The organism is Asaia bogorensis, assembly GCF_900465345.1.
In the GTDB taxonomy this organism is placed as follows: Bacteria; Pseudomonadota; Alphaproteobacteria; order Acetobacterales; family Acetobacteraceae; genus Asaia; species Asaia bogorensis_A.
The window spans coordinates 1-18,847 of the sequence record NZ_UEGO01000031.1; the positions used below are offsets into that span (position 1 = coordinate 1).

At 56.7% G+C, this 18,847-nt stretch carries 9 protein-coding genes and 6 pseudogenes; 2 read left to right on the plus strand and 13 right to left on the minus strand.

Annotated elements, in window-relative coordinates; all coding sequences use genetic code 11:
* Both ED655_RS10315 and ED655_RS10320 read right to left on the minus strand, forming a co-directional pair.
* Positions 1-901, minus strand: a pseudogene (locus tag ED655_RS10315) (IS3 family transposase); the annotation flags it as partial.
* 282 nt (positions 902-1,183) lie between these two features.
* Positions 1,184-6,637 (minus strand): methyltransferase domain-containing protein, encoded by a 5,454-nt coding sequence (locus ED655_RS10320; RefSeq protein ID WP_162993481.1) that lies wholly within the window; start codon positions 6,635-6,637, stop codon positions 1,184-1,186.
* Positions 6,638-7,030: 393 nt separating this feature from the next.
* On the opposite strand from ED655_RS10320, the pseudogene ED655_RS16095 reads away from it, so the two are divergent.
* Positions 7,031-7,237 (plus strand): annotated as a pseudogene (locus tag ED655_RS16095) (transposase); the annotation flags it as partial.
* A gap of 36 nt (positions 7,238-7,273) precedes the next feature.
* On the opposite strand, the pseudogene ED655_RS15905 reads toward ED655_RS16095, so the two are convergent.
* A pseudogene (locus ED655_RS15905) lies at positions 7,274-7,750 on the minus strand (transposase); the annotation flags it as partial.
* Positions 7,751-7,858: 108 nt separating this feature from the next.
* On the opposite strand from ED655_RS15905, the pseudogene ED655_RS15910 reads away from it, so the two are divergent.
* A pseudogene (locus ED655_RS15910) lies at positions 7,859-7,996 on the plus strand (IS5/IS1182 family transposase); the annotation flags it as partial.
* Positions 7,997-8,223: 227 nt separating this feature from the next.
* On the opposite strand, the gene ED655_RS10340 reads toward ED655_RS15910, so the two are convergent.
* The 10 genes and pseudogenes from ED655_RS10340 to ED655_RS10375 form a co-directional block, all read right to left on the minus strand.
* On the minus strand, positions 8,224-9,678 hold the full coding sequence (locus ED655_RS10340; RefSeq protein WP_122050090.1) for a mannose-1-phosphate guanylyltransferase/mannose-6-phosphate isomerase: 1,455 nt from the start codon (positions 9,676-9,678) through the stop codon (positions 8,224-8,226).
* 321 nt (positions 9,679-9,999) lie between these two features.
* Positions 10,000-10,257, minus strand: a complete 258-nt coding sequence (locus ED655_RS16100; RefSeq protein ID WP_122050091.1) for a hypothetical protein — start codon at positions 10,255-10,257, stop codon at positions 10,000-10,002.
* 91 nt (positions 10,258-10,348) lie between these two features.
* A pseudogene (locus ED655_RS16105) lies at positions 10,349-10,495 on the minus strand (hypothetical protein); the annotation flags it as partial.
* Between the two features lie 6 nt (positions 10,496-10,501).
* Positions 10,502-10,807: pseudogene (locus ED655_RS10350) on the minus strand (transposase); the annotation flags it as partial.
* 383 nt (positions 10,808-11,190) lie between these two features.
* A complete protein-coding gene (locus ED655_RS15745; RefSeq protein ID WP_205836036.1) occupies positions 11,191-11,676 on the minus strand; it encodes an IS5 family transposase in 486 nt (161 codons plus the stop codon).
* A gap of 19 nt (positions 11,677-11,695) precedes the next feature.
* Complete coding sequence (locus ED655_RS16110) at positions 11,696-11,944, minus strand: transposase (RefSeq protein WP_205836028.1); 249 nt, start codon at positions 11,942-11,944, stop codon at positions 11,696-11,698.
* A 423-nt stretch (positions 11,945-12,367) separates the two neighbouring features.
* Entirely contained in the window at positions 12,368-14,284 is a 1,917-nt protein-coding gene (locus ED655_RS10360; protein ID WP_122050092.1) for a DUF7017 domain-containing protein, read from the minus strand.
* On the minus strand, positions 14,281-17,055 hold the full coding sequence (locus ED655_RS10365; RefSeq protein WP_122050093.1) for an ATP-dependent DNA helicase: 2,775 nt from the start codon (positions 17,053-17,055) through the stop codon (positions 14,281-14,283). The genes ED655_RS10360 and ED655_RS10365 overlap by 4 nt, the downstream gene beginning before the upstream one ends.
* Before the next feature lie 83 nt (positions 17,056-17,138).
* A complete protein-coding gene (locus tag ED655_RS10370) occupies positions 17,139-18,155 on the minus strand; it encodes a nucleotidyl transferase AbiEii/AbiGii toxin family protein (RefSeq protein ID WP_122050094.1) in 1,017 nt (338 codons plus the stop codon).
* Positions 18,148-18,741 carry a DUF6088 family protein gene (locus ED655_RS10375; protein ID WP_122050095.1) on the minus strand — a complete coding sequence of 198 codons (594 nt, stop codon included), beginning with the start codon at positions 18,739-18,741 and terminating at the stop codon, positions 18,148-18,150. Before ED655_RS10375 ends, ED655_RS10370 begins: the two co-directional genes overlap by 8 nt.
* Between the last annotated feature and the right edge of the window lie 106 nt (positions 18,742-18,847).

An 18,847-nucleotide genomic window follows, 5' to 3' on the forward strand; every position in this document is an offset into this window, starting at 1 on the left:
CGAACCTGGCGTCGTTCAAGGACCTCGGTGAACCGGGGCGTCGTGAATTGTGAACCCTGGTCCGTGTTGATAATCTCCAGCGCGCCGTAGCGGATCAACACTACCTGCAGCGCCTCGATGCAGAACTCCGCATCCATCGTGTTCGACAGCCGCCAGGACAGAACCTTGCGCGTCGACCAGTCCATGATCGCCACGAGATACAGAAAACCCTTGCGCATCGGGATGTAGGTGATGTCCGAGCATCGCACCTGATTGGGGCGATCAATGACCAGATCATTCAGCAGATACAGATATTTCCGATGCGTCGGATGCGGGATGGTCGTGCGTGGCTTCTGGTAGATCGCCCGCAGCCCCATCGTCGCCATCAGCCGACGGACGCGCTTGCGCCCGACATCGTAGCCGAGACGACGAAGATGCCAGGTCATCAGACGGGATCCGTAATACGACGTCTCCAGGAACTGCGCGTCGATCAGCCGCATCAGTTCAAGATTGCCCTTATTCTCCAGCACCGGCCGGTAATGCACGGACGACCGGTCAAGCTGCAGCAACGCGCATTGCCGCACCACGGAAAGCCGAGGCCGCTTCAGGTCGATCATTTGCCGCCTCTGAGCACGCCCAGCCGCACAGAGGCATCCCGCAAAAAACCCGTCCCACCAGCAACCGGCCAATCTTTGCGTGAAGTTTCTCCACGTCGGCCGGGCTAGCCGTCGCCTCCGGTGCCGCCTTGCCCGAGAAGATGCCCGCCATGCCCTCGACAGCCAGGCGCTTCCACTTGGCAATCAGTCTGGTGCACACCGTGCTTCGACGCCAACTCCGCCAGCGTCTGCTCGCCCCGGATCGCCTCCAGCGCGACCCGCGACTTGAACTCCGCCGAATATCGTTTCCGCCTAACCTTGCCCATATGCCCGTCCTATCTCAGGCCGGTTTATAGCTTACGCCCTTGGCTGAAAAACCGGGTCCACCTCTCGTCAGGAAAGATCGCCATTTTGCACTATGCTGATGACGCCGGAAGAACGGCCGACGCCGTCTCTCGCAAGTTGCGTGGCGGCGTTTACCTCTTGGGCCTTACCCCCTCGACCAGCGGCCCCCAGGACCCGCCACGCATTATCGGACATTACAGACTGCACCACGCTCATCATGAAGATCTCTGCAGATCCACAATATCTCCAAGCTCTTAAAGAACCTAGTCTTCCACTAGGGTTCTAAAAATCGTTTGTAGCACCTCCACGGAATAGTGTCGCCGAATGTAATCCGTACCGGCGGAGGCCCGCTTCGTAGCTTGGTCGCGATCCGTCAAAGCAGTGACGACGCAAGCCGCGAACTCGGCGCAACTGGTTGCTTGGAACAAAATCTTATCCGGGTCGATAAGCCCCTGCGCACCGACCGGCGTAGTCACCAAAGGAACACCCTTGGCCAGTGCCTCGATGACCTTGCCCTTGACGCCGGCACCATAGCGCAAAGGAGCGATGGCTAGCGTGGCGTCTTCGTAAAGCCTCTCCAGTTCGGCATCAGTCACAAAACCGGTTACGGTTATGTCTGCATTCTGCAACGCGATGACCTCTTGAGATGGCTTAGAGCCCACGATCATCAATTGCAGTGCACTCACTTCGCGCTTTACGATCGGCAACACCTCGTTGACGAACCATGTGATGCCGTCACAGTTAGGAGCATGATTGAAACCGCCCACGAAAAGCAGTTTCATAGCATTGTCGGGCTTTGCCTGCTGCGCCGCCCGCCGCGAGGAGCAACCGATGTTATCGGTCGGGAAGACGACCACCGGCAACGCGAGGAACGTACGCTTTCCTCCCACTACGCACGAGACGTAATCCACCTCTTCCTGATCTGGATAGAAGACGACATCGGCCTTGCCGCAAATCTGCAGCTCCTGCTCACGGGCGGCTTCGATCTCTCCTAACGTCACATTTTCGCCAATTTCCATCGCTCGCGTTAGACGCTTAAAATGAAGATCATGGCCATAGAACATTACTTGCGTGCGCGTATGTTCACGCAATGCGTCGACGTAAGGCTCGGCAATATGGGGGCGATTTATGAAGGCAGCCTCGTAAAGGTCTGCGCGTTCACGGATAAAGTCTGTAAAGCCGTTCTGGAATTCGGGCCCATAAATTACCTCTACCCCCATGGCCTGATAAACCGGAGTATAGTCTGGATCGCGCCACAAATTATCAGGCCACAAGGTCACTGCATAACCCAGAGCGATAAAGGCTTCGACGCAGTTGAAAGTCGAGCGTGACCCAGCATCCTGATCCCACCGCGGTACGTAATGATCGACGACGAGGATATGTCTCTTATTGAACGACCTGTCCCGTGCACGAAGGACGTTGACAGCGTTGGGATAATGATCGCGCTCTAGCACGTCACGCCAGCGTTCAAGCAAACGTTCCGTATTGATTGCCTGGTAGGCCTTGATGCCGGATTCTACATCGCGCCCATGGCTGCGCCCTTCATGATGGATGACCTCCGCCTCAGGAGCCAAAAGAGTCCGGTAGCCGCTCGCCCGCAGACGGAAGGCTATATCGGAGTCCTCGCAGTAAGCTGGGGTAAACAAGGTATCGAAACCACCCAATTCCTGCCAGACATGACGTGGGATGCAGATAGCGGCGCCAGACACGTAGTCGACATCCTTGAGGTAGCTGAACTGCGGCGCGCGCGGTGCTTGGTTACGGCCGAAATTCCAAGCGGAGCCATCTTTCCAATAGATGCCACCAGCTTCCTGTAGCGAGCCGTCCCAGTTTATCAGTTTGGCCCCCGTCAAACCGACGCGTTCAAACCGGCAGAAAGGCTCAAGCAGCGCGTCCATCCATAGCGGCATCACCAACGTGTCGTTGTTCAACAGTAGAACATAGCGGCCTTCGGCATAAGTCGCAGCAGCATTGCAATTGCCGAGGAAACCTTGGTTTTCGGCATGCCGCACATGCCGCACACAGCCACCAATAGACTGAATTAGCGTAGCAGTAGCGTCAGTCGAACAGTCGTCGGCGATGATGATTTCAAAACTATGGCTGGTCTCCGCATCCAACACACTGACAACGCACAGTAGAGTATCGAGGATATTGTTGTAGACGGGGATTACGATAGAGACATCGGGAACACCTGACGTGCTGCGTCTCACGTTGCCAGCACAGTAGCGAGCATGTTCGACAAGCAAGTTGCAAGTTTCTGAAGCAGGAAATGTTTCAGCCTCGTTCTCGAATGCAGCCATCACCGAATACAGGTACCAGATGCGGTCAAGCACCATCTCGTCATACCGTTCGAGCACGAAATCACGAAGGCCTTGAGGTGGCCAGTAATCGTTAAGCGGCCGTGGTGGCCAAGAGATTAAGGCAGGAGACAATGTTGCTGTCACATGGGCAATATCTGCACCAGGTTCACCCGGCTCGTTGTTGTCCTTCGCAGTGGCCTCAAGGTCTTCGAAGTTGGCAAGTAGTTCGTCAACGTCCAACTGCGGTTCGTCTTCGGGCACGTCGCATGCAAGCATGAAGTCGAGAACCGACCGGTTGCGGTAGTTGTCCGGCAACCACAACCGCGAGTTAGCCGTGACGCCTCTTATCGGCACTTCACGCCCTTCCAGTAGGCCATGCACAATGAAGTGCGTGAGCGGCTCGATATCAGCGGCGCGTACGTCCGGATAGCGATCAAGATAGGCGTCCGGATCAAACACCGGCGAAGGTTTGCGCCCTTCTTTCCAGCCATGCAGAAGGTAATGCTCGAGTGGGCTCATGCCGCCGTCTGCTAAGACGTCGGAATTACGATACAAATACCAATTATTGCAAAACCAAGGATGAGGATCACGACCTTCACGCCAGCCCTGTTCTAGGTAGTGCTGCAGTGGCGAAACTTCGCGTCCATCTAGCTCGCACCGCTGCTCACGATAACTATTCGCATCAAATAGCGGATGTGGATCAAGCGCCCAGTATTGAGGGTTTCTCAGATATGACCGTAGCGAAAGGCTGCCTAATGCAGGATTACTACGCGCAAGCCAGTCGCGGCTAAACAGACAGGTGCGCAGGCTACCCGGCACCGGGACGCCAGCAAGCTGACGCAAACGAGGCCTGGGCGCCGGTATCGCCTTCCCTTTAATTTCTTTTATCGCCTGCGCCAGTTCGTTGCGCACACTGCGGTGTAACGTCCTGAACTCTTCTCGATTGCGGGCTTCTCGAGCTGACAAAAGCCGACGCTTGGGAAATTTCTCCAAAAGTTTATTACGTAACTGCTCCAGTCGTGGTGCGAGTTGGGCCTTTTGCGCGGTCAGGGTGGCACGAGCTTGATCAAGCGCGACTTGTGTAGATTCATGTTCGCCTACGATTTCTTCGTGGCGTACGCGCAAAGTCTGCAAAGCGTTGTCGGTACGTTCGATCCGCGCTTGGGCGGCATCGAGCATTTCCTGCTTGGTCTTAATCGTCGCCAGCGCTGCGCTGTGAGTCTGGGTCACAGTTCTCAGCTGCTCCTGAGCGACTTGAAAGTCGCCGACGGCAAGTTCATGCGCTAGCTCTAGCTGTATCGCTTTTTGAGCCGCATTGTGCAGAGTCTCTTGGGTGGCTTGATCGAGCTCTCGTTCTCGCGCCTGGGCCTCCTCCAAGCTCAACTTCAACTTATCGCGCTCGACCAGTATAGAATTTAACTGATCGTCATTCGCGCGGCCGTGTGCACGCTCCGCATGCAGATCATTGCAAACGGCGGCATATTGGCCCTCCATTTCAGCGATCTTTGCTTCCATTTCGTATAGCATGCGCTGATAGCGCTCGTTCAGCGCGTAGAGCCCTTTCAACAGTTCAGGAGTGTCGGCTCCTACCTCCGCGCCAACCAAAAGCTCGATGTAGCGGGCGAGTGCGGCCCAATCTTTATTAACATCGCGCCTTGCCTCTTCGAGTAGCCGCTCGCGCTCTGCCAAAACATCGGAAATTTGCTGCTGCGCTTGTTGCAACCTCGCTTCGGCTTCCGTCTGTTCTCGCAGTTGAGCTGCATCCAGGCTCAATTTTAACTTATCACGCTCGACCAGTATGGAATTCAACTGATCGTCATTCGCGCGGCCGTGCGCGCGCTCCACGTGCAGATCATTGCAAACGGCGGCATATTGGCCCTCCATTTCAGCGATCTTTGCTTCCATTTCGCGTAGTATGCGCTGATGGCGCTCGTTCAGCGCGTAAAGGCCTTTTAACAGTTCAGGAGTATCGGCTCCCACCTCCGCGCCAACCAAAAGTTCGATGTAGCGGGCGAGCGCGGCCCAATCTTTATTGACATCGGGCCTAGCCTGTTCGAGTAGCCGTTCGCGCTCTGCCAAGACATCAGAAATTTGCTGCTGCGCTTGTTGCAGCCTCGCTTCGGCTTCCGTTTGTTCTCGCAGTTGAGCTGCATCCAGGCTCGATTTTAACTTATCACGCTCGACCAGTATGGAATTCAACTGATCGTCATTCGCGCGACCACGCGCACGCTCCACGTCCAGATCATTGCAAACAGCGGCATATTGGCCATCCATTTCAGCGATCTTTGCGTCCATTTGGCGTAGCATGCGCTGATGGCGCTCGTTCAGCGCGTAAAGGCCCTTCAACAGTTCAGGAGTATCGGCTCCCACCTCCGCGCCAACCAAAAGTTCGACGTAGCGGGCGAGCGCGGCCCAATCTTTATTAACGTCCTGCCTGGCCTGTTCGAGCAGCCGTGCGCGCTCTTCAGTAACGTCGAAAACCTGCTGCTGCTGCTGCGCCTGTTGCAGCTTTGCTTCCACCTCTGCGTGCGCGGCTTGTGCCTCTGAGAGTTGCGCCAAATATTCTTGCGCCTGCGCACGCGCCGCAGTTAGGTCGACACGCAGAGCCTCGTCTTCATCATGTAAGCGCGATGCCCACGCCATGACCTTTTCATGCTCGAGCCAAAGATCATTATCAGGTATAAATAGTAGAGAATTCTTAGGAAAATTATTTTCCAGTTGTTCGAACGAGCAGGCAGCTAGCACATATTCAGGATCGTTGAGATCCAATGGCTCGTTCTTGACCAAGATCGTATGATTATCGCCGGTCTGTCCGTTATAGATAAGTGCTTCCGATTGGTTGTCAACATTAATATTCTGCTCGAGATCGAAGCTGACAGACGACAGCAGCATGCGCGTGGCAATCATGCGGACATGTGGAAAATGACCGCGAAGCAGCGTTCTAAATTCGTTTATGTCCATCTCTGATGTATGGAATATGTTGGGCGGCTTATAGCGGTTGTAGATCGGCTTGTTCGGTGTGGAGACCAGAAAACGGCCGTTGGGACGAAGCACACGCTTGACTTCGTCAATTAGGCTTCCGGTATCTTCTATATGCTCAATCATTTCATTCGCAACAACAACATCAAAGCTGTCGTCGTCGAAGGGCAGAGCGCAACTGTCTCCCACTACATATCGAATATTTTCATTTCCATACCGGCGACGGGCTTTGACCACACTGTCCTGACTAATGTCCAGCCCGGTAGCACTCGCAGCCACTGTTCCCAGTATTGCTGTGCCATAGCCGGTCCCACAAGCCAGATCGAGCACCCGTAGCCCCTCAACCCATTCTCGACATAACGCATAGCGATGAACGTGCTCGTAGAGTATGCGTCCATTGTGTGTTGCGGGATCAAAGCGTTCGAGATCTTTGGACATAATTGTGTGATGTTCCATTCAGGGCAGTGAACATGCCAGATCATTGGAGTGGTCGATTATCATTCCCCATCTGGTTTCCCTTATCAGATTGTAGAAGGCAAGTTGAAAACAGTGTTGCCGCAGCGTCATCTGCCGCTTGTGGCTCGGAAAAGCCGCTCGACTATGCGAACGACCTTCGGTTTGTCCCTTACCACCTTGCCCCAATTCATATTTGGCCTTGGCTCACCGTCACTCCTGAACCCAGTTTGCACAAATTCAGGCGGCCAAGCGCCTTATCGGAATAGGCGAGGGTGTAGGTCACGTTGACAGGAGGCCTATCGGCTGGGAGCAAGACCTGTTTCAACTCGTGCCTGCAGGTAACGGCCAGCGGGAGCGGGGATAACACGAGGCGATCTGACGGATCATGAATGGTTGTTGATTGGTCCGCTTCTGCCACCTGAACGCGGACGTTGGGTGCGCCCAGCTGCAGACAACCGCCTGTCTCTCACTGACATGCTGCATGTTCTGCGCACAGGCTGTCCCTGGCGCGACGTGCATGAGCGCTACGGCAAATGGAACTCGGTTTATGTCCGGTTTCGGCGTTGGGCTGGACAGGGTGTCTGGGATGCCATGCTGCAAACCCGGGTAGAATTAGGGCTTCTCCATTACTTCCGTGAACCGGGGCGTCGTGAATTGCGAGCCCTTATCCGTGTTGAAGATTTCCGGCACGCTAGAGCGGATCAGGGTCTCCTGCAGTGCTTCGATGTAGAATTCGGCATCCATCGTGTTCGACAGGCGCCACCACAGCATTTTGCGATTCGACCAATTGATGATCGTCGCGAGGTAGATAGAGCCCTTGCGCATCAAGATGTCGGTCATGTCGGAGTACCAGGCCTGATTGAGGCGGTCGATCATTAGATCTCACAGCAGATCGGGATATTTCCGATGTACCGGATGCGGGATGGTCGTGCGTGGCCGCTGGCAGATCGCCCGCAGCCCCATCGTCGCCATACCTTCAATGGCCTGACGCTTCCATTGGGCGATCATCGTCTGATACACACCGAGCTTTAATGCCAGTTCCGCCAGCGTCTGCTTACCCCGGATCGCCTCCAGCGCGACCCGAGACTTGAACTCGCCTGTGAGCCTCTTTCACATAACCTTGGCCATAAGTCCGTCCTCTCTCAGGCCGGTCTACAGCTTACTTTCCTATCCAGAAAACCGGATCCACTTATGTTAGGCTGTGTGCCGGACGCTAAGAGAATCTGGCTGTTTCGCGGACGTCTGGCACAGGCAGGGGCTATTGAAAGACTGTTTGATCGTTATGATACTACACTGCGCAACGGCGGGTATTTGCCAATGTCGGGCCAGATCCTGGACGCTGGAGCTCACCAGAGCAAACCGGCAGTACTATGGAACCACCCTTCCCAGCAGGGTAGAAGTCCCCGACCCGCTCAAAACACAGATCAAAAACACCCCCAAGAACCGACAATCAAATCATCCAAAGCCCAGAATCATTACCGGGGAAAATAAATTAACGTCCCTTCAATTACTCCATTTTAATGACCAATTTCATTTGTATTATATGATTGTTAGTAATTATATTTTGATTAATCTCGACTATAGACGTCCTCGATGCGGACAATATCATCTTCCCCAAGGTATGGACCAGATTGGACTTCGATCAACGTGAGTGGAATTTTTCCTGGATTCTCTAGGCGGTGCACGCAGCCGAGCGGTAGATACACGCTCTCGTTTTCACGAACCATAATTTCGTTTTGGTCACGCGTAACGATAGCGGTTCCAGCAACAACGACCCAATGTTCAGCACGATGGAAATGCTTTTGGAGAGACAACTTGTGACCAGGGTCAACATGGATACGTTTGACTTGAAAGCGATCGCCCTGAATTAAACTCTCATAGAAACCCCATGGACGATACATCCGATTGTGGTTGATTGCTTCAGGTCGACCTGCCGCAGTGATCTTTGCAACAACTTTTTTGACATCCTGTGCGCTATCACGATGAGAAACCATCACAGCATCTCCCGTGACGACTACGATAAGATCCTCAACGCCGGACACAGTCGCCAGAATGCCATCCGAACGGACATAGCAGTTTTTTGTATTATCGAGGAATACGTCGCCGAGAGCGGCATTCCCGTCATCGTCTTTCGGCGTAAGTTCCCAAAGAGTATCCCAACTTCCGACATCGGACCAATCAAAACGCGACGGTACGACCGCGGCAAGATTTGTACGTTCAGCGACGGCATAGTCAATCGAGATATCCGGAGATCGAGCGAACGCAACTGTGTCCAATCGCTCGAAGTCCGCGTCAGTTACGCGATTTTCGACCGCTGCCTGAACAGCAGAAAAAACTTCGGGCTCAAATTTCTGGATCTCATTCAGGATAACGCTTGCGCGCGCCACAAACATACCCGAGTTCCACAGAAAGCGACCATCTCTAACAAGATCTTCAGCTCGGTGACTATCTGGCTTTTCTATGAACTCCGAGACGGCATAGACGTCCTCTATTGTGTCAAGTTTTTGACCGCGTTCAATGTAACCGTACCCGGTTTCAGGCCTGCTAGGGTGAATGCCGAACGTTACGATGTAACCACTAGATGCAGCGCTGATCGCGGCACTGAGGTCCTCCTGCAGAAGGTCGTCCTTACGTATTGCCGCATCTGCGGCCATAATCCAAAGGACCGCGTTAGGATCGGTTTCTGCAACAAGAAAGGCAGCAGCGGCGATAGCTGGACCCGAATTACGTGCAACAGGCTCTAGGACGACTCGTGCTGTCTCGACGCTGGCCTCTCGAAGTTGTTCCGAGACAATAAAGCGGTGTTCGCTGTTGCAAATAACGATAGGCGCAGAGAGCCCAAACGATGCACCGCGCAGCGCAGTCTCTTGCAGCAGGGTTTTGTCCGAGAGGAGTGGCCAGAACTGCTTTGGAAAGCTCTTTCGGGATACCGGCCAGAGTCTGCTTCCCGAACCACCAGAAAGAATAACGGGGAAAACCATGGAGGTCGAAATAATCGTCTTATCTGATTTCGGTACACTCATAACACGAACCACTCTCTTGGACTCTGAAGCGATACTCGAACGCGACTAATAAAGATTTTGACGCACCATTCAGCTTTTTTTTCAGAATGGGAGTTTGGATAAAACCGAATTATCGAACAGTCCTATTTCGTAGCATGTTTTACACTGGCCGCAAGCAGCATTGAAGCGCGCTCAGGAGAACTGGCTTACACATGAACGCGTAGTTCTGATGCATCGCCCGAGGGACGGAGTTGTATAATCTCGTCATTTCCGAAGATGATGCGTAGTCCGTCTGTCTCGTCAATGTGCACTACTCGGCCACAGTGCTGCGCCAGAAAAATATCATAGGGATCGGCCGTAATCTGACGTTGCAAAGAGAGAATAATCGAAAGAAATTTTTCCGGCAGATGAGCTCTGTATGATCCTGTGATAGGAAAGCGCGTCTACGATCTGTACCGTCATCGCGAGCGTCAGATCGCCATTTTTCGCAGCAATCAGGCCTCCCGCACCGTTGATCAGCCTGTCGGCTCTCAGGACAAGATCAGTGCCGCTGGAGACGATATCCTGATTATCGAGATCGCCTGAGACCGAGAGCGTCATACCGCTATTCCCAAGACGGGAACTGCTGGCACCAGATACATACTACTGTGTAGCCAGAGAAACTACACCGGCCGCACCGTTCGTACCCCCCCTAGTTTAGTACGGTGGAAAGGGGGGCCCCTCCGTTCCGCAGGATAAGATCCGACCCCAGTGAGAGCACAGTCCCGCCACCACGGTTATCGCGGGAACTGATGGTGGCCGTAACCTTGTCTTGCCCCTGTATGGTACCAGCCCGGTTATCGACACCGGCGTCATGACGTCTCGTCTTCGCACGAGGCGCCTTGACGCTCAGGCTGTCAGGCTCGCCTCGTGACCTGTCCGCTCCCGATCGTGTACCACCTCCACGTCGTGAATGATCTGGAACAGGAGCCGTCGCGCCAACTCCCTGAACCAACCATAGACCGTACGCCAATGACCGAAATGGATCGGCAGCGTCCGCCAGCCGAAGCCCGAGCGAACCAGGCAGCGTACCGCACGGCGCAATCCGCCCCCATTCCTCGTCCGTCATGTTAGACGGACAGCGCTTCGTCTCTCGGGCAATCCCGCCCATTCTGGCTCTCTACTCTGGCGTCCACATCAAGAGCTTGACTCACATTTTAGCGACTTTCCAAACAGGCTCTAGGACGACGCGAAAACTACTACTGATCTTTTCAAGAGAATTTGTGCCGTGGGTATGCCTGCGCTGACGGAAGCGCCTGCATCTATGACCACGATAATAGCCGAGGCTTCACGTATGCGCTTAATAACATCTGAGATTTTTTATATCGAGGCGAGCTCTGCGCTTCCGGGTTAACGCTGCGAAGACTATTCCAGTCTGCAAAAAAACATCTCAGCCCGGGCCAACTGAATTATCGATACTTACCCTTCAGAGGGGCTCCGGGTGCAGGCTAATGTCAACCGTCAGTTCTAGGTCACGTTGACGGAAGATCCGATTCAATGTCTTGCGGCGCCGAGGTTGAGGAAACTCACGAAAGAGAAGGCGGTCTTATCATAGCGGGTTGCGATACGACGCATCTGCTTGAGCCTGTTGAACATCCGCTCGATACGATCTCGGTCTCGATAGCGTCGCCAGTCTGTTTGCTGAGGAGCCTTACGGCCTTCGCGTGACGGAACAACCGGCAGGATCGCATGGATCAGAAGCGCCTGACGAAAACAGTCGCTGTCATAGCCCCGCTCAGCAAGCATAGCCCGCGGGTTTGGAACAGGCAACATCAGCAGGGTGTCTGTGGCTTTGTAATCTGAGACCAGGCCTTCGGTCAGGATAAAACCGAGAGGACGTCCCTGATTGTTGCATCGGGCGTGGATTTTGCTCGTATAGGCACCGCGTGATCGACCATAACCCTCCGAATGAGTTCCCCTTTCCCGTCTTAAGCTTGGGAATGGCCACGAACCACAGTGCAGTCGAGCATATGCTGCCAGTTATCGGTTAGTCCCAGATCTACCCGGGTTTGCGGCATGGCATCCCAGACACCCTGTCCAACCCAACGCCGAAACGGACATAAACCGAGTTCCATTTGCCGTAGCGCTCATGCATGTCGCGCCAGGGACAGCCTGCGCGCAGAACATGCAGCATGTCAGTGAGAGAAAGGCGGTTGTCTCCATCTGGGCGCACCCAACGTCTGCGCTCAGGTGGCAGAAGCGGGCCAATCAACGACCATTCATGATCCGTTAGATCGCCTCGTGCCATCCCCGCTCCCGCTGGCCGTTACCTGTAGGCACGAGTTGAAACAGGTCTTGCCCCCTGGCGATAGGCCTCTTGTCAACGTGACCTAGGCAGGTGCCCCAAAAAAAACTCAGCGCAGCGGCGCGGGATCATTCCCAATCGATTATTGATTGGCAGCATAACACATTGAAATATCGTCATTAAAAACATTCTTCACGGCGATATACCGTCAGCTATCCAGGCAAAACGGCTGGCTTTTGAAATTATTGGATTTTTCCGGGATGCCCCGAAAAACCGTACTTTCGGGATCTATCGTCAAGCGAGGAACGCAGGAAACAATCCGACTTGATCCATGCATTCCGCCGATTTCACGATGTAGCTCTATCATCAAAGCGGCCAATTGTCACGCCGGGCCGGAGCGCGAATGGCTCGCGCATTGTCACCAACTCAGTCGTTTTTCGCGCTGATAGCTTTCCAGCCCCATGTGCTTCGCTTCTTGTCGAAATTGATAACGGCTAGGCCTTCCACCCGATCGCCATCGACGACCCTGGATTCTGCAACGATATCCGGCGGAATAAAGATGCCAGCGGAAGTGAAGCCGAGGCCATTACGGACTTCGACATCGTCGTTGAAAGGCTTCAGCACATCCGTTCCAGGCGATCGGGTGGTAGAGGAAACCGACAGCGTCCGAGTCCGCGCACCTTTCCGGCTGTGATAGCGGGTCGCCCGAACCGCGACAGCCTGTCCTATCGTTGCTGAACCGGTAAAGTCGGCCAACGGAAACGTGCCGTCGATTCCCTTAGCCACCACAAAATGGAGGAGCGACTTGGCCCGGTTGATGTGATCGATCACGCCGCATAGTTCCGGCACAACGTCATCGCTGGCGCCGTTCCGTGGCTGAATCCGATGCACCATCGCCTTCCACGGTTCGGCGGTCGACACCTCCATCTGCACCCTGATCGGAGCGCCCGGCCGACAGCCCCGCACTTCCGGGTGCCCCGCAGAGACGCTGATTTCTAATGGCAGCGGGCTGGCCTTCACGAATATCCGCCGGCGTGTCCGATCCTTCTGCCCTTCCTGCCCCTCGATCACGAATTCGTCGCCGACTGATGCATCGGTCCAAGGGAGATGGGCGAAGAGCAACTCCTCGGCGCGCGACTTGAAGCGATCGTAGAACGACCGGCCCGGGGTAGATGGTGCCGCGGCAAGGAACCAGGCGCTTTCCGCCATCCGCTGGGCGTCGATGGGAATGCGGGTGCCCTCGCGACGTCTATGTTCGATCACCCGTTCCACTTCGGCTCTCGCCTCACCGGAATGATCGGCGGCGACCAGGGCCGCGAACTTGAGACGCAGCTTGCCGACGAACGTATCGTCCTCCGAGCAAGTCAGCGCCTTCGCATAGCACGAAAGGCGCATAGCCGGCTCCACCTCGAGGTCGCCGATCAACTCCCAGGTCCAATATTCGCCTGCCTTGCTGCGGGCGAACTCAGTCGCGAGCAGTCGAGCCTCATCTAGCCGTTCGAGGCCGCGCAGCAACTTTACCATGTTCAACTTCAGCCAGACGTTCTCAGGGAACAGCTCCAGCCCGCGCTCAAGGTAGGGCAGGATATAGTTCATCTCCGCTGGAGATCCGCCCTTCGCAGCTTCCTTGGATGCGCGTTGCAGCACCGTTTCCGCAAGCGGGGGGAAGGTCTTGCCGTCGTCGAGTCGGGACTCCTCGAAGTCCTCGCGCCGGAACGAATCCAGACCCCACAAGCGTGCGAATGCGGCGAGGCGGAGATGGTCGCCATGGGACAACCGGACCGCCTGCTGCATCATGCAGCTATGTAATAGACCGGACTCCGAGATGCCGAGCTTGAGATAGGTGTTGAGGTGCCGCTTGACGGTATCGATGGCGCTCGGCGCCAAATCCTGCCCCCCAGCCGCTCGGAAGATCGCCTGGGTGGCCCGATAGAGCTCCCAGCCGAAAGCAGTCTTGTCGTCCTTGGTCAGACCGCCTTTCGCCATGATTGCCGTAAACGCGCCAACGGCCATGTCGTGCTGGCCATCCTTGCCGAGCTTTCGGGCTGCCATGACGGCACGACGATCATCGTCGACCAATGCCAGCGCCCGCTCTCGGTGTTCGGCGAGAAGCTCATTTCCACTAGGGACCTCAAACTTCGTCAGCAGGCGCAGATAGCCATGCAGCGATGCCTGATCCCGGTCGGCGGCATGCCGCTTCACGAGATCGATCAGACACCAGCCGTAAGCGCCGACCTCCCATTCGTTCGCCTCCGGCGCCGCAACCAGTTCCGTGGCGAGTTTGAACGCTTCATCGAGTTGGCCGCCCTTGCGCAAGGCCGTGACCTGCTGCCCCGGCTTCACGGGATGACCTGCGCGGTGAGTATCTCAAGCACCTCGGGCAACAACTTACCCGCTGGGACGCCCTGCCTTCCCCCGACGTTGATCGGCATGCATTTCGTGAACCGATCTCGTCCGTCGTAGAAGACATCGACGACGGCAGCATCACCGCCACGCGAGAAGGTGTAGCGCTGGCTCCACGCCTGTTCCTTCAATCCCACAATGTGGATTTGGCGTTCCCTGAGAAGAGGCAAAAGGCGGTCGTGGAACTGTGCAAGGAAAGGGCGGCTTGGCGATTGCAGGCCCGACGAGCCACCCGTGCCGGCGACTGGCAGTGCCGAGCCAATGGACTGACCGACCAACGGCCGAAGAAGCTCGCCTAGCTGCTCGCTGAAAGCGCCTGCGGGAGGAACAGCCACCGCCGTAACCTTGAACTTGCCATTGTAACTGATGTTGGCGTGGGCGGTGTCGAGGTCACGACGCAGGTAGAAGGCTTCCTGGTACTGGTGATGCGCGACATCGTCGATCTCGATGCCCGTCTCCCCGAGAAGGTCCCGCACGCGCGCCAGAACACCGAGGCGGAATGCCTCCTGAGGCGATATGATTGAGGCGGTGCCTCCCGCCTGCGCAGCTGCCGAGAGCTGCCCATCCGTCGATGTCGTCGACACCTCCGAAGGCGACCACCAGTCAGGCCCGGCGACCTTCAACCTGACTTCGGGCGGGTCGATCATATACAGCTTCCCGCTTGAGCGGGTCATGGCCGTATAGAGCCAACGGAAATACTCGGCCGATCTCGGATTCTGGCCAGACGGGCAACTCACGAACACATGCCCCCATTCGCCACCCTGCGTCTTGTGGCAAGTCACCGCGTAGCCGAACTTTACGCGGAGCGCGTTAAAGTACGGGTCCTGGCGTATGATCTGGCTGAGGCGTTCTCGGTCGTGGCCGCGCTTCAGATCAGGGTGACGCTTGAGGAAGTCCACATAGAGCGCGCGCTGCTGCGCAGCGTCGAGCCCGGCCCCGCTATCGTGAAGATGATCGTCGAGGATTTTCGCGGTCAGAACGGTCTCGGCGCCATCTGGCGACGTAACGGTTATCTGGATGTCGCGGAACACTAACGACACCTCGATGACGTCGACTGTCCCGGTCTCCTCGTTACGGTATCGGAGATTGACGGACCGCCGCTCCACCATGGTTTCCGCATCGACGACATCGACAAACTCACCGTTAGCCAGGAAGCTGCCGTTCACAACGGCGTTGGCGGTGACGATCAGCCGATCACCGGCCGCCACGAAGTCACGTAGGGGGAAAAGTGCATCCCTGATCGCCCGGTTGTAACTGGCCGCTTCGCTGTTAGACCGCGTAATGACGATCGGAATGTTCGCTTCGCCGGTAGAGCGTGCCGCCATATATAATGGGAGAACCTCGTCGGCGCGGAGACGCAGGACATCTTCGCCGAAGTCGAAGCTGAGGCTGCCAAATGTGCCCTTTGAAAGGCTATCGCGAAGCGGCATGACGTTACGGATAATCCCGCTATTCGCCTTCTGCCGCAGCACTTCCTTCAACTCGTATTCGGCCGCATCCAACCCGAGGTGTTTGTGGAGGTACTCCGTATCAAGCGCTGGGGAGACGGACATCCCCACCGGGGGAAGCTGAGCGGGATCGCCTACGAGGATAATCTTCCGGTCGGTCTCGCCATGCTCGAATCCGACATAGCTGATCAGGTCGCGCAACAGATATGCGGTGCCAGACCGGAAGAACTCGCTCTCCGAATAGACATCCGAGAGAAGCGACGCCTCGTCCACGATATACACCGTGTTGGCCTGATCCTGATTGGAGGCAATCTCCGCATAAAACTTGAACGTCTCCGACCCGAGCTCCTGATCCCCCTTCGTATATTCCTTCAGGTCGCTGAAGTTGTAGATTTGGCTATGCACCGTCCGCGCATCGCGTCCGGTCTTCTCCGAAATAATCTTCGCCGCACGCCCGGTCGGTGCTGCGAGGCGGAAAGCGCGTCCTTGTGTCGAAAGATATTCGGTGATGCCCTTGGCGAGGAAGGTCTTGCCGGTGCCCGCATAGCCCTTGAGCAGAAATACACGCTGCTTCGGACTGGCGAGAAATGTGGAAAGCGCGTCGAGGCAGGCGGCCTGATCGTTCGACAGACTTTCCGTGAAAGCCTCATGAAGTGTGATGCCGGTCCGAAGTTGGCGCACTCTCGGATCGACTTCCGCCATTGCGCGGGAGACCTGCTCCCGTATGCGCCGGACGCGCTCCTCGGGAAACTTGAGTATGTTCGACGACTTACCCGGGACCGTCGGCTGCCGCTCGGCAGACACGTCCTGCGCTTCCACCATGGACGGAACCGAGAGGGGATTGGCGTTCTGCCTCGCTGGAGTCAGCCATTCGACGTCGGGACGCATGAAGCGGCAGAACCAGCACGAAAGAGACCAAGCATCTTCCAGAAGAGCTTCAGCTTGTGCCGGCGTAACCTTCCCGTTGTGTGCAGCATTGTTGCCGACCTTCCGGATAGCGTGAAATTTGGAAAGGAGACGGGCGTCGAGCAGGTCTGCATTCTCCAGCTGGACCAACCTGTCGAAATGCGCATGCGTTGGGTCGTACTGAAGTCCCAGTTGGCCAAACAGTTTGACGACCATTGCCTCGGTAAGCCCACGTAACCGGATGGCCACGAGATCCGGCTCGTGCGGTCCAGCCTGTTCCGCCTTTCTTCCGAGATCATGGAGATCTGGCCAGAACCGCTGAAGGAAATTGAAGCTATCGGAGTGCTCTCCGATCATTTCGCTGCACCCCGAACTACGACGCTCGCCGGAATGTCAGACATACCCATTACTGTCACTACACGCCCCCTCATCGTATTTTCTTAACTGGCCGCGTTGTTGGCTCGCGCAGCTATCTCGGCGCATCGTGCCATGAGCGCCTCGAACGATTCTGCGTCATCGAAGAGCAGCCCATCCTCGACCATGCGGGCATAGTCATCCTCCAGCGCCCTCGCAGCGTCACCTACCGGCACGAGCTGCAAGCCGCCGCTGACAGCCGCTGCATAATCGATCGGCGTGCGGTCGGCGGCCTTCTCTGCGAAGAACATCGACTTATGGCGAGCGACCGTGTTCGCCAGTTCGCGGTCAGCGAAGGCAGCGTCCGCAAGACCGGCTTCGTCGAGCCGGGCGACATCATACCAGTGCCGGGCGAAGCGGTCCCCACGCAGTCGGTCCTGCTGGCAGAAGACATGGATCGCGGTCGCCTTCTCCCAGAACGTCCGCTCGGCGTGCATGACGCGCGGACGCGCTGTCGGGAATATCAGGCCATCGATCAGGTCGGAGGCATCGCAGACAACATCGCGCAAACTGGCCGGCTCGCCCGTCGACCGCGCGCCGAACTCCAGCATGACGCTGGGGGCGACATAGCCCGATCCGACGGCGGTCGGTTCGTAGTCGATAAAGAGCCGATCACCTTCGACGCGGATCGCCGCAGCCAAACCTTCCGTTGCTAGGGCGTCGGCGATCACCGGCTGCACTACAGAGCCAACCCATTCCGGCAGCCGGCGACGAACCTCGCTGGACCAGCGCTTTTCCTCGCTTCGTGTTTTCGGCAGGCCCTCGCCATTGTCCCCGACTAGGTCAGGCGCGATGGCCCGGATGTCGTAGGTCAGATCCACATCTTCGGAAAACCGATGGATGACCTGATAGGCTTTCGACAGCGATGTGCCGCCCTTGAACACCAGATGCTCACCAAGCGGCGCCGCGTAGAGCGTGCTCAACGCCCACACCACCCAGACGTCCTTTTCGAGCAGATGCGCGGGCCGCCCCGAACGATCAGCCGCGACGCCAAGGGCGTCGCGGCGATCCTGAGCCGAGAGGAGCAGGAAGGTTTCAGCCATAGGCCGCCTTCCCGACACTCTGCGCCAACCATGTCGGAAGCTGCGGCGCGGCCGCCACCAATTCGCCAAATGCGCTGGGCGGCAGCTTTCGCTTCAATGTCCTGAGCGCAGTTTCGGCTTTCTCCGGGCCGAGCCAGGCCAAGGCCCGGACGGCCTCTCCCGCCGGCCGGTTGGCCAGAGCCAATTGCCAGCGCGGGGCATGGCGCAATTCCACGACCTGCTTGCCGAGATTCATCTTCCGGCTGCGCCCAGAAGTCAGATAGACCGAGCGAACCGGCACCTGTGTCGTCAGGCCAAGGACGTTTGCGGCCGCCGCACCGTTCGAGACAATGGTCTCGCCACGCTGGCTGGCAAGGGCCTCCACAGCCTGTTCGACCGACGGCGCGCGCGTCCCGAACCGACTGGCGACGGGGCGGAGATAGACACCACGCCCAGCCCGGATGAGTTGCTCGCGCTCGGCCAGACGCGACAAGGCCTGGTCCACTGCGGCGCGATTGCCGAGATGGAGCAGCCCCTTAGCGGACACAGAAGCGCCCTCGGGCAAACCCGCCATATGCGACAGAATCTGTTCGGTCAGCCGTGTCATTGTCTTTCTCCTGTCAGGAACATACGCAGTTTTCTGACAGTTTTCAAGGAAAGCGCCTTCGGTGCGAAAAAGCACGGACAAGGGGGAAAGCCTTCCCCTGCGGTCG

Coding starts and splice junctions, on each gene's coding strand:
- ED655_RS10320 (WP_162993481.1), bottom strand. CDS start 6,637: ATGTCCAAAGATCTCGAACGCTTTGATCCCGCAACACACAATGGACGC.
- ED655_RS10340 (WP_122050090.1), bottom strand. CDS start 9,678: ATGAGTGTACCGAAATCAGATAAGACGATTATTTCGACCTCCATGGTT.
- ED655_RS16100 (WP_122050091.1), bottom strand. CDS start 10,257: ATGACGCTCTCGGTCTCAGGCGATCTCGATAATCAGGATATCGTCTCC.
- ED655_RS16110 (WP_205836028.1), bottom strand. CDS start 11,944: ATGGCACGAGGCGATCTAACGGATCATGAATGGTCGTTGATTGGCCCG.
- ED655_RS10365 (WP_122050093.1), bottom strand. CDS start 17,055: ATGATCGGAGAGCACTCCGATAGCTTCAATTTCCTTCAGCGGTTCTGG.
- ED655_RS10370 (WP_122050094.1), bottom strand. CDS start 18,155: ATGGCTGAAACCTTCCTGCTCCTCTCGGCTCAGGATCGCCGCGACGCC.
- ED655_RS10375 (WP_122050095.1), bottom strand. CDS start 18,741: ATGACACGGCTGACCGAACAGATTCTGTCGCATATGGCGGGTTTGCCC.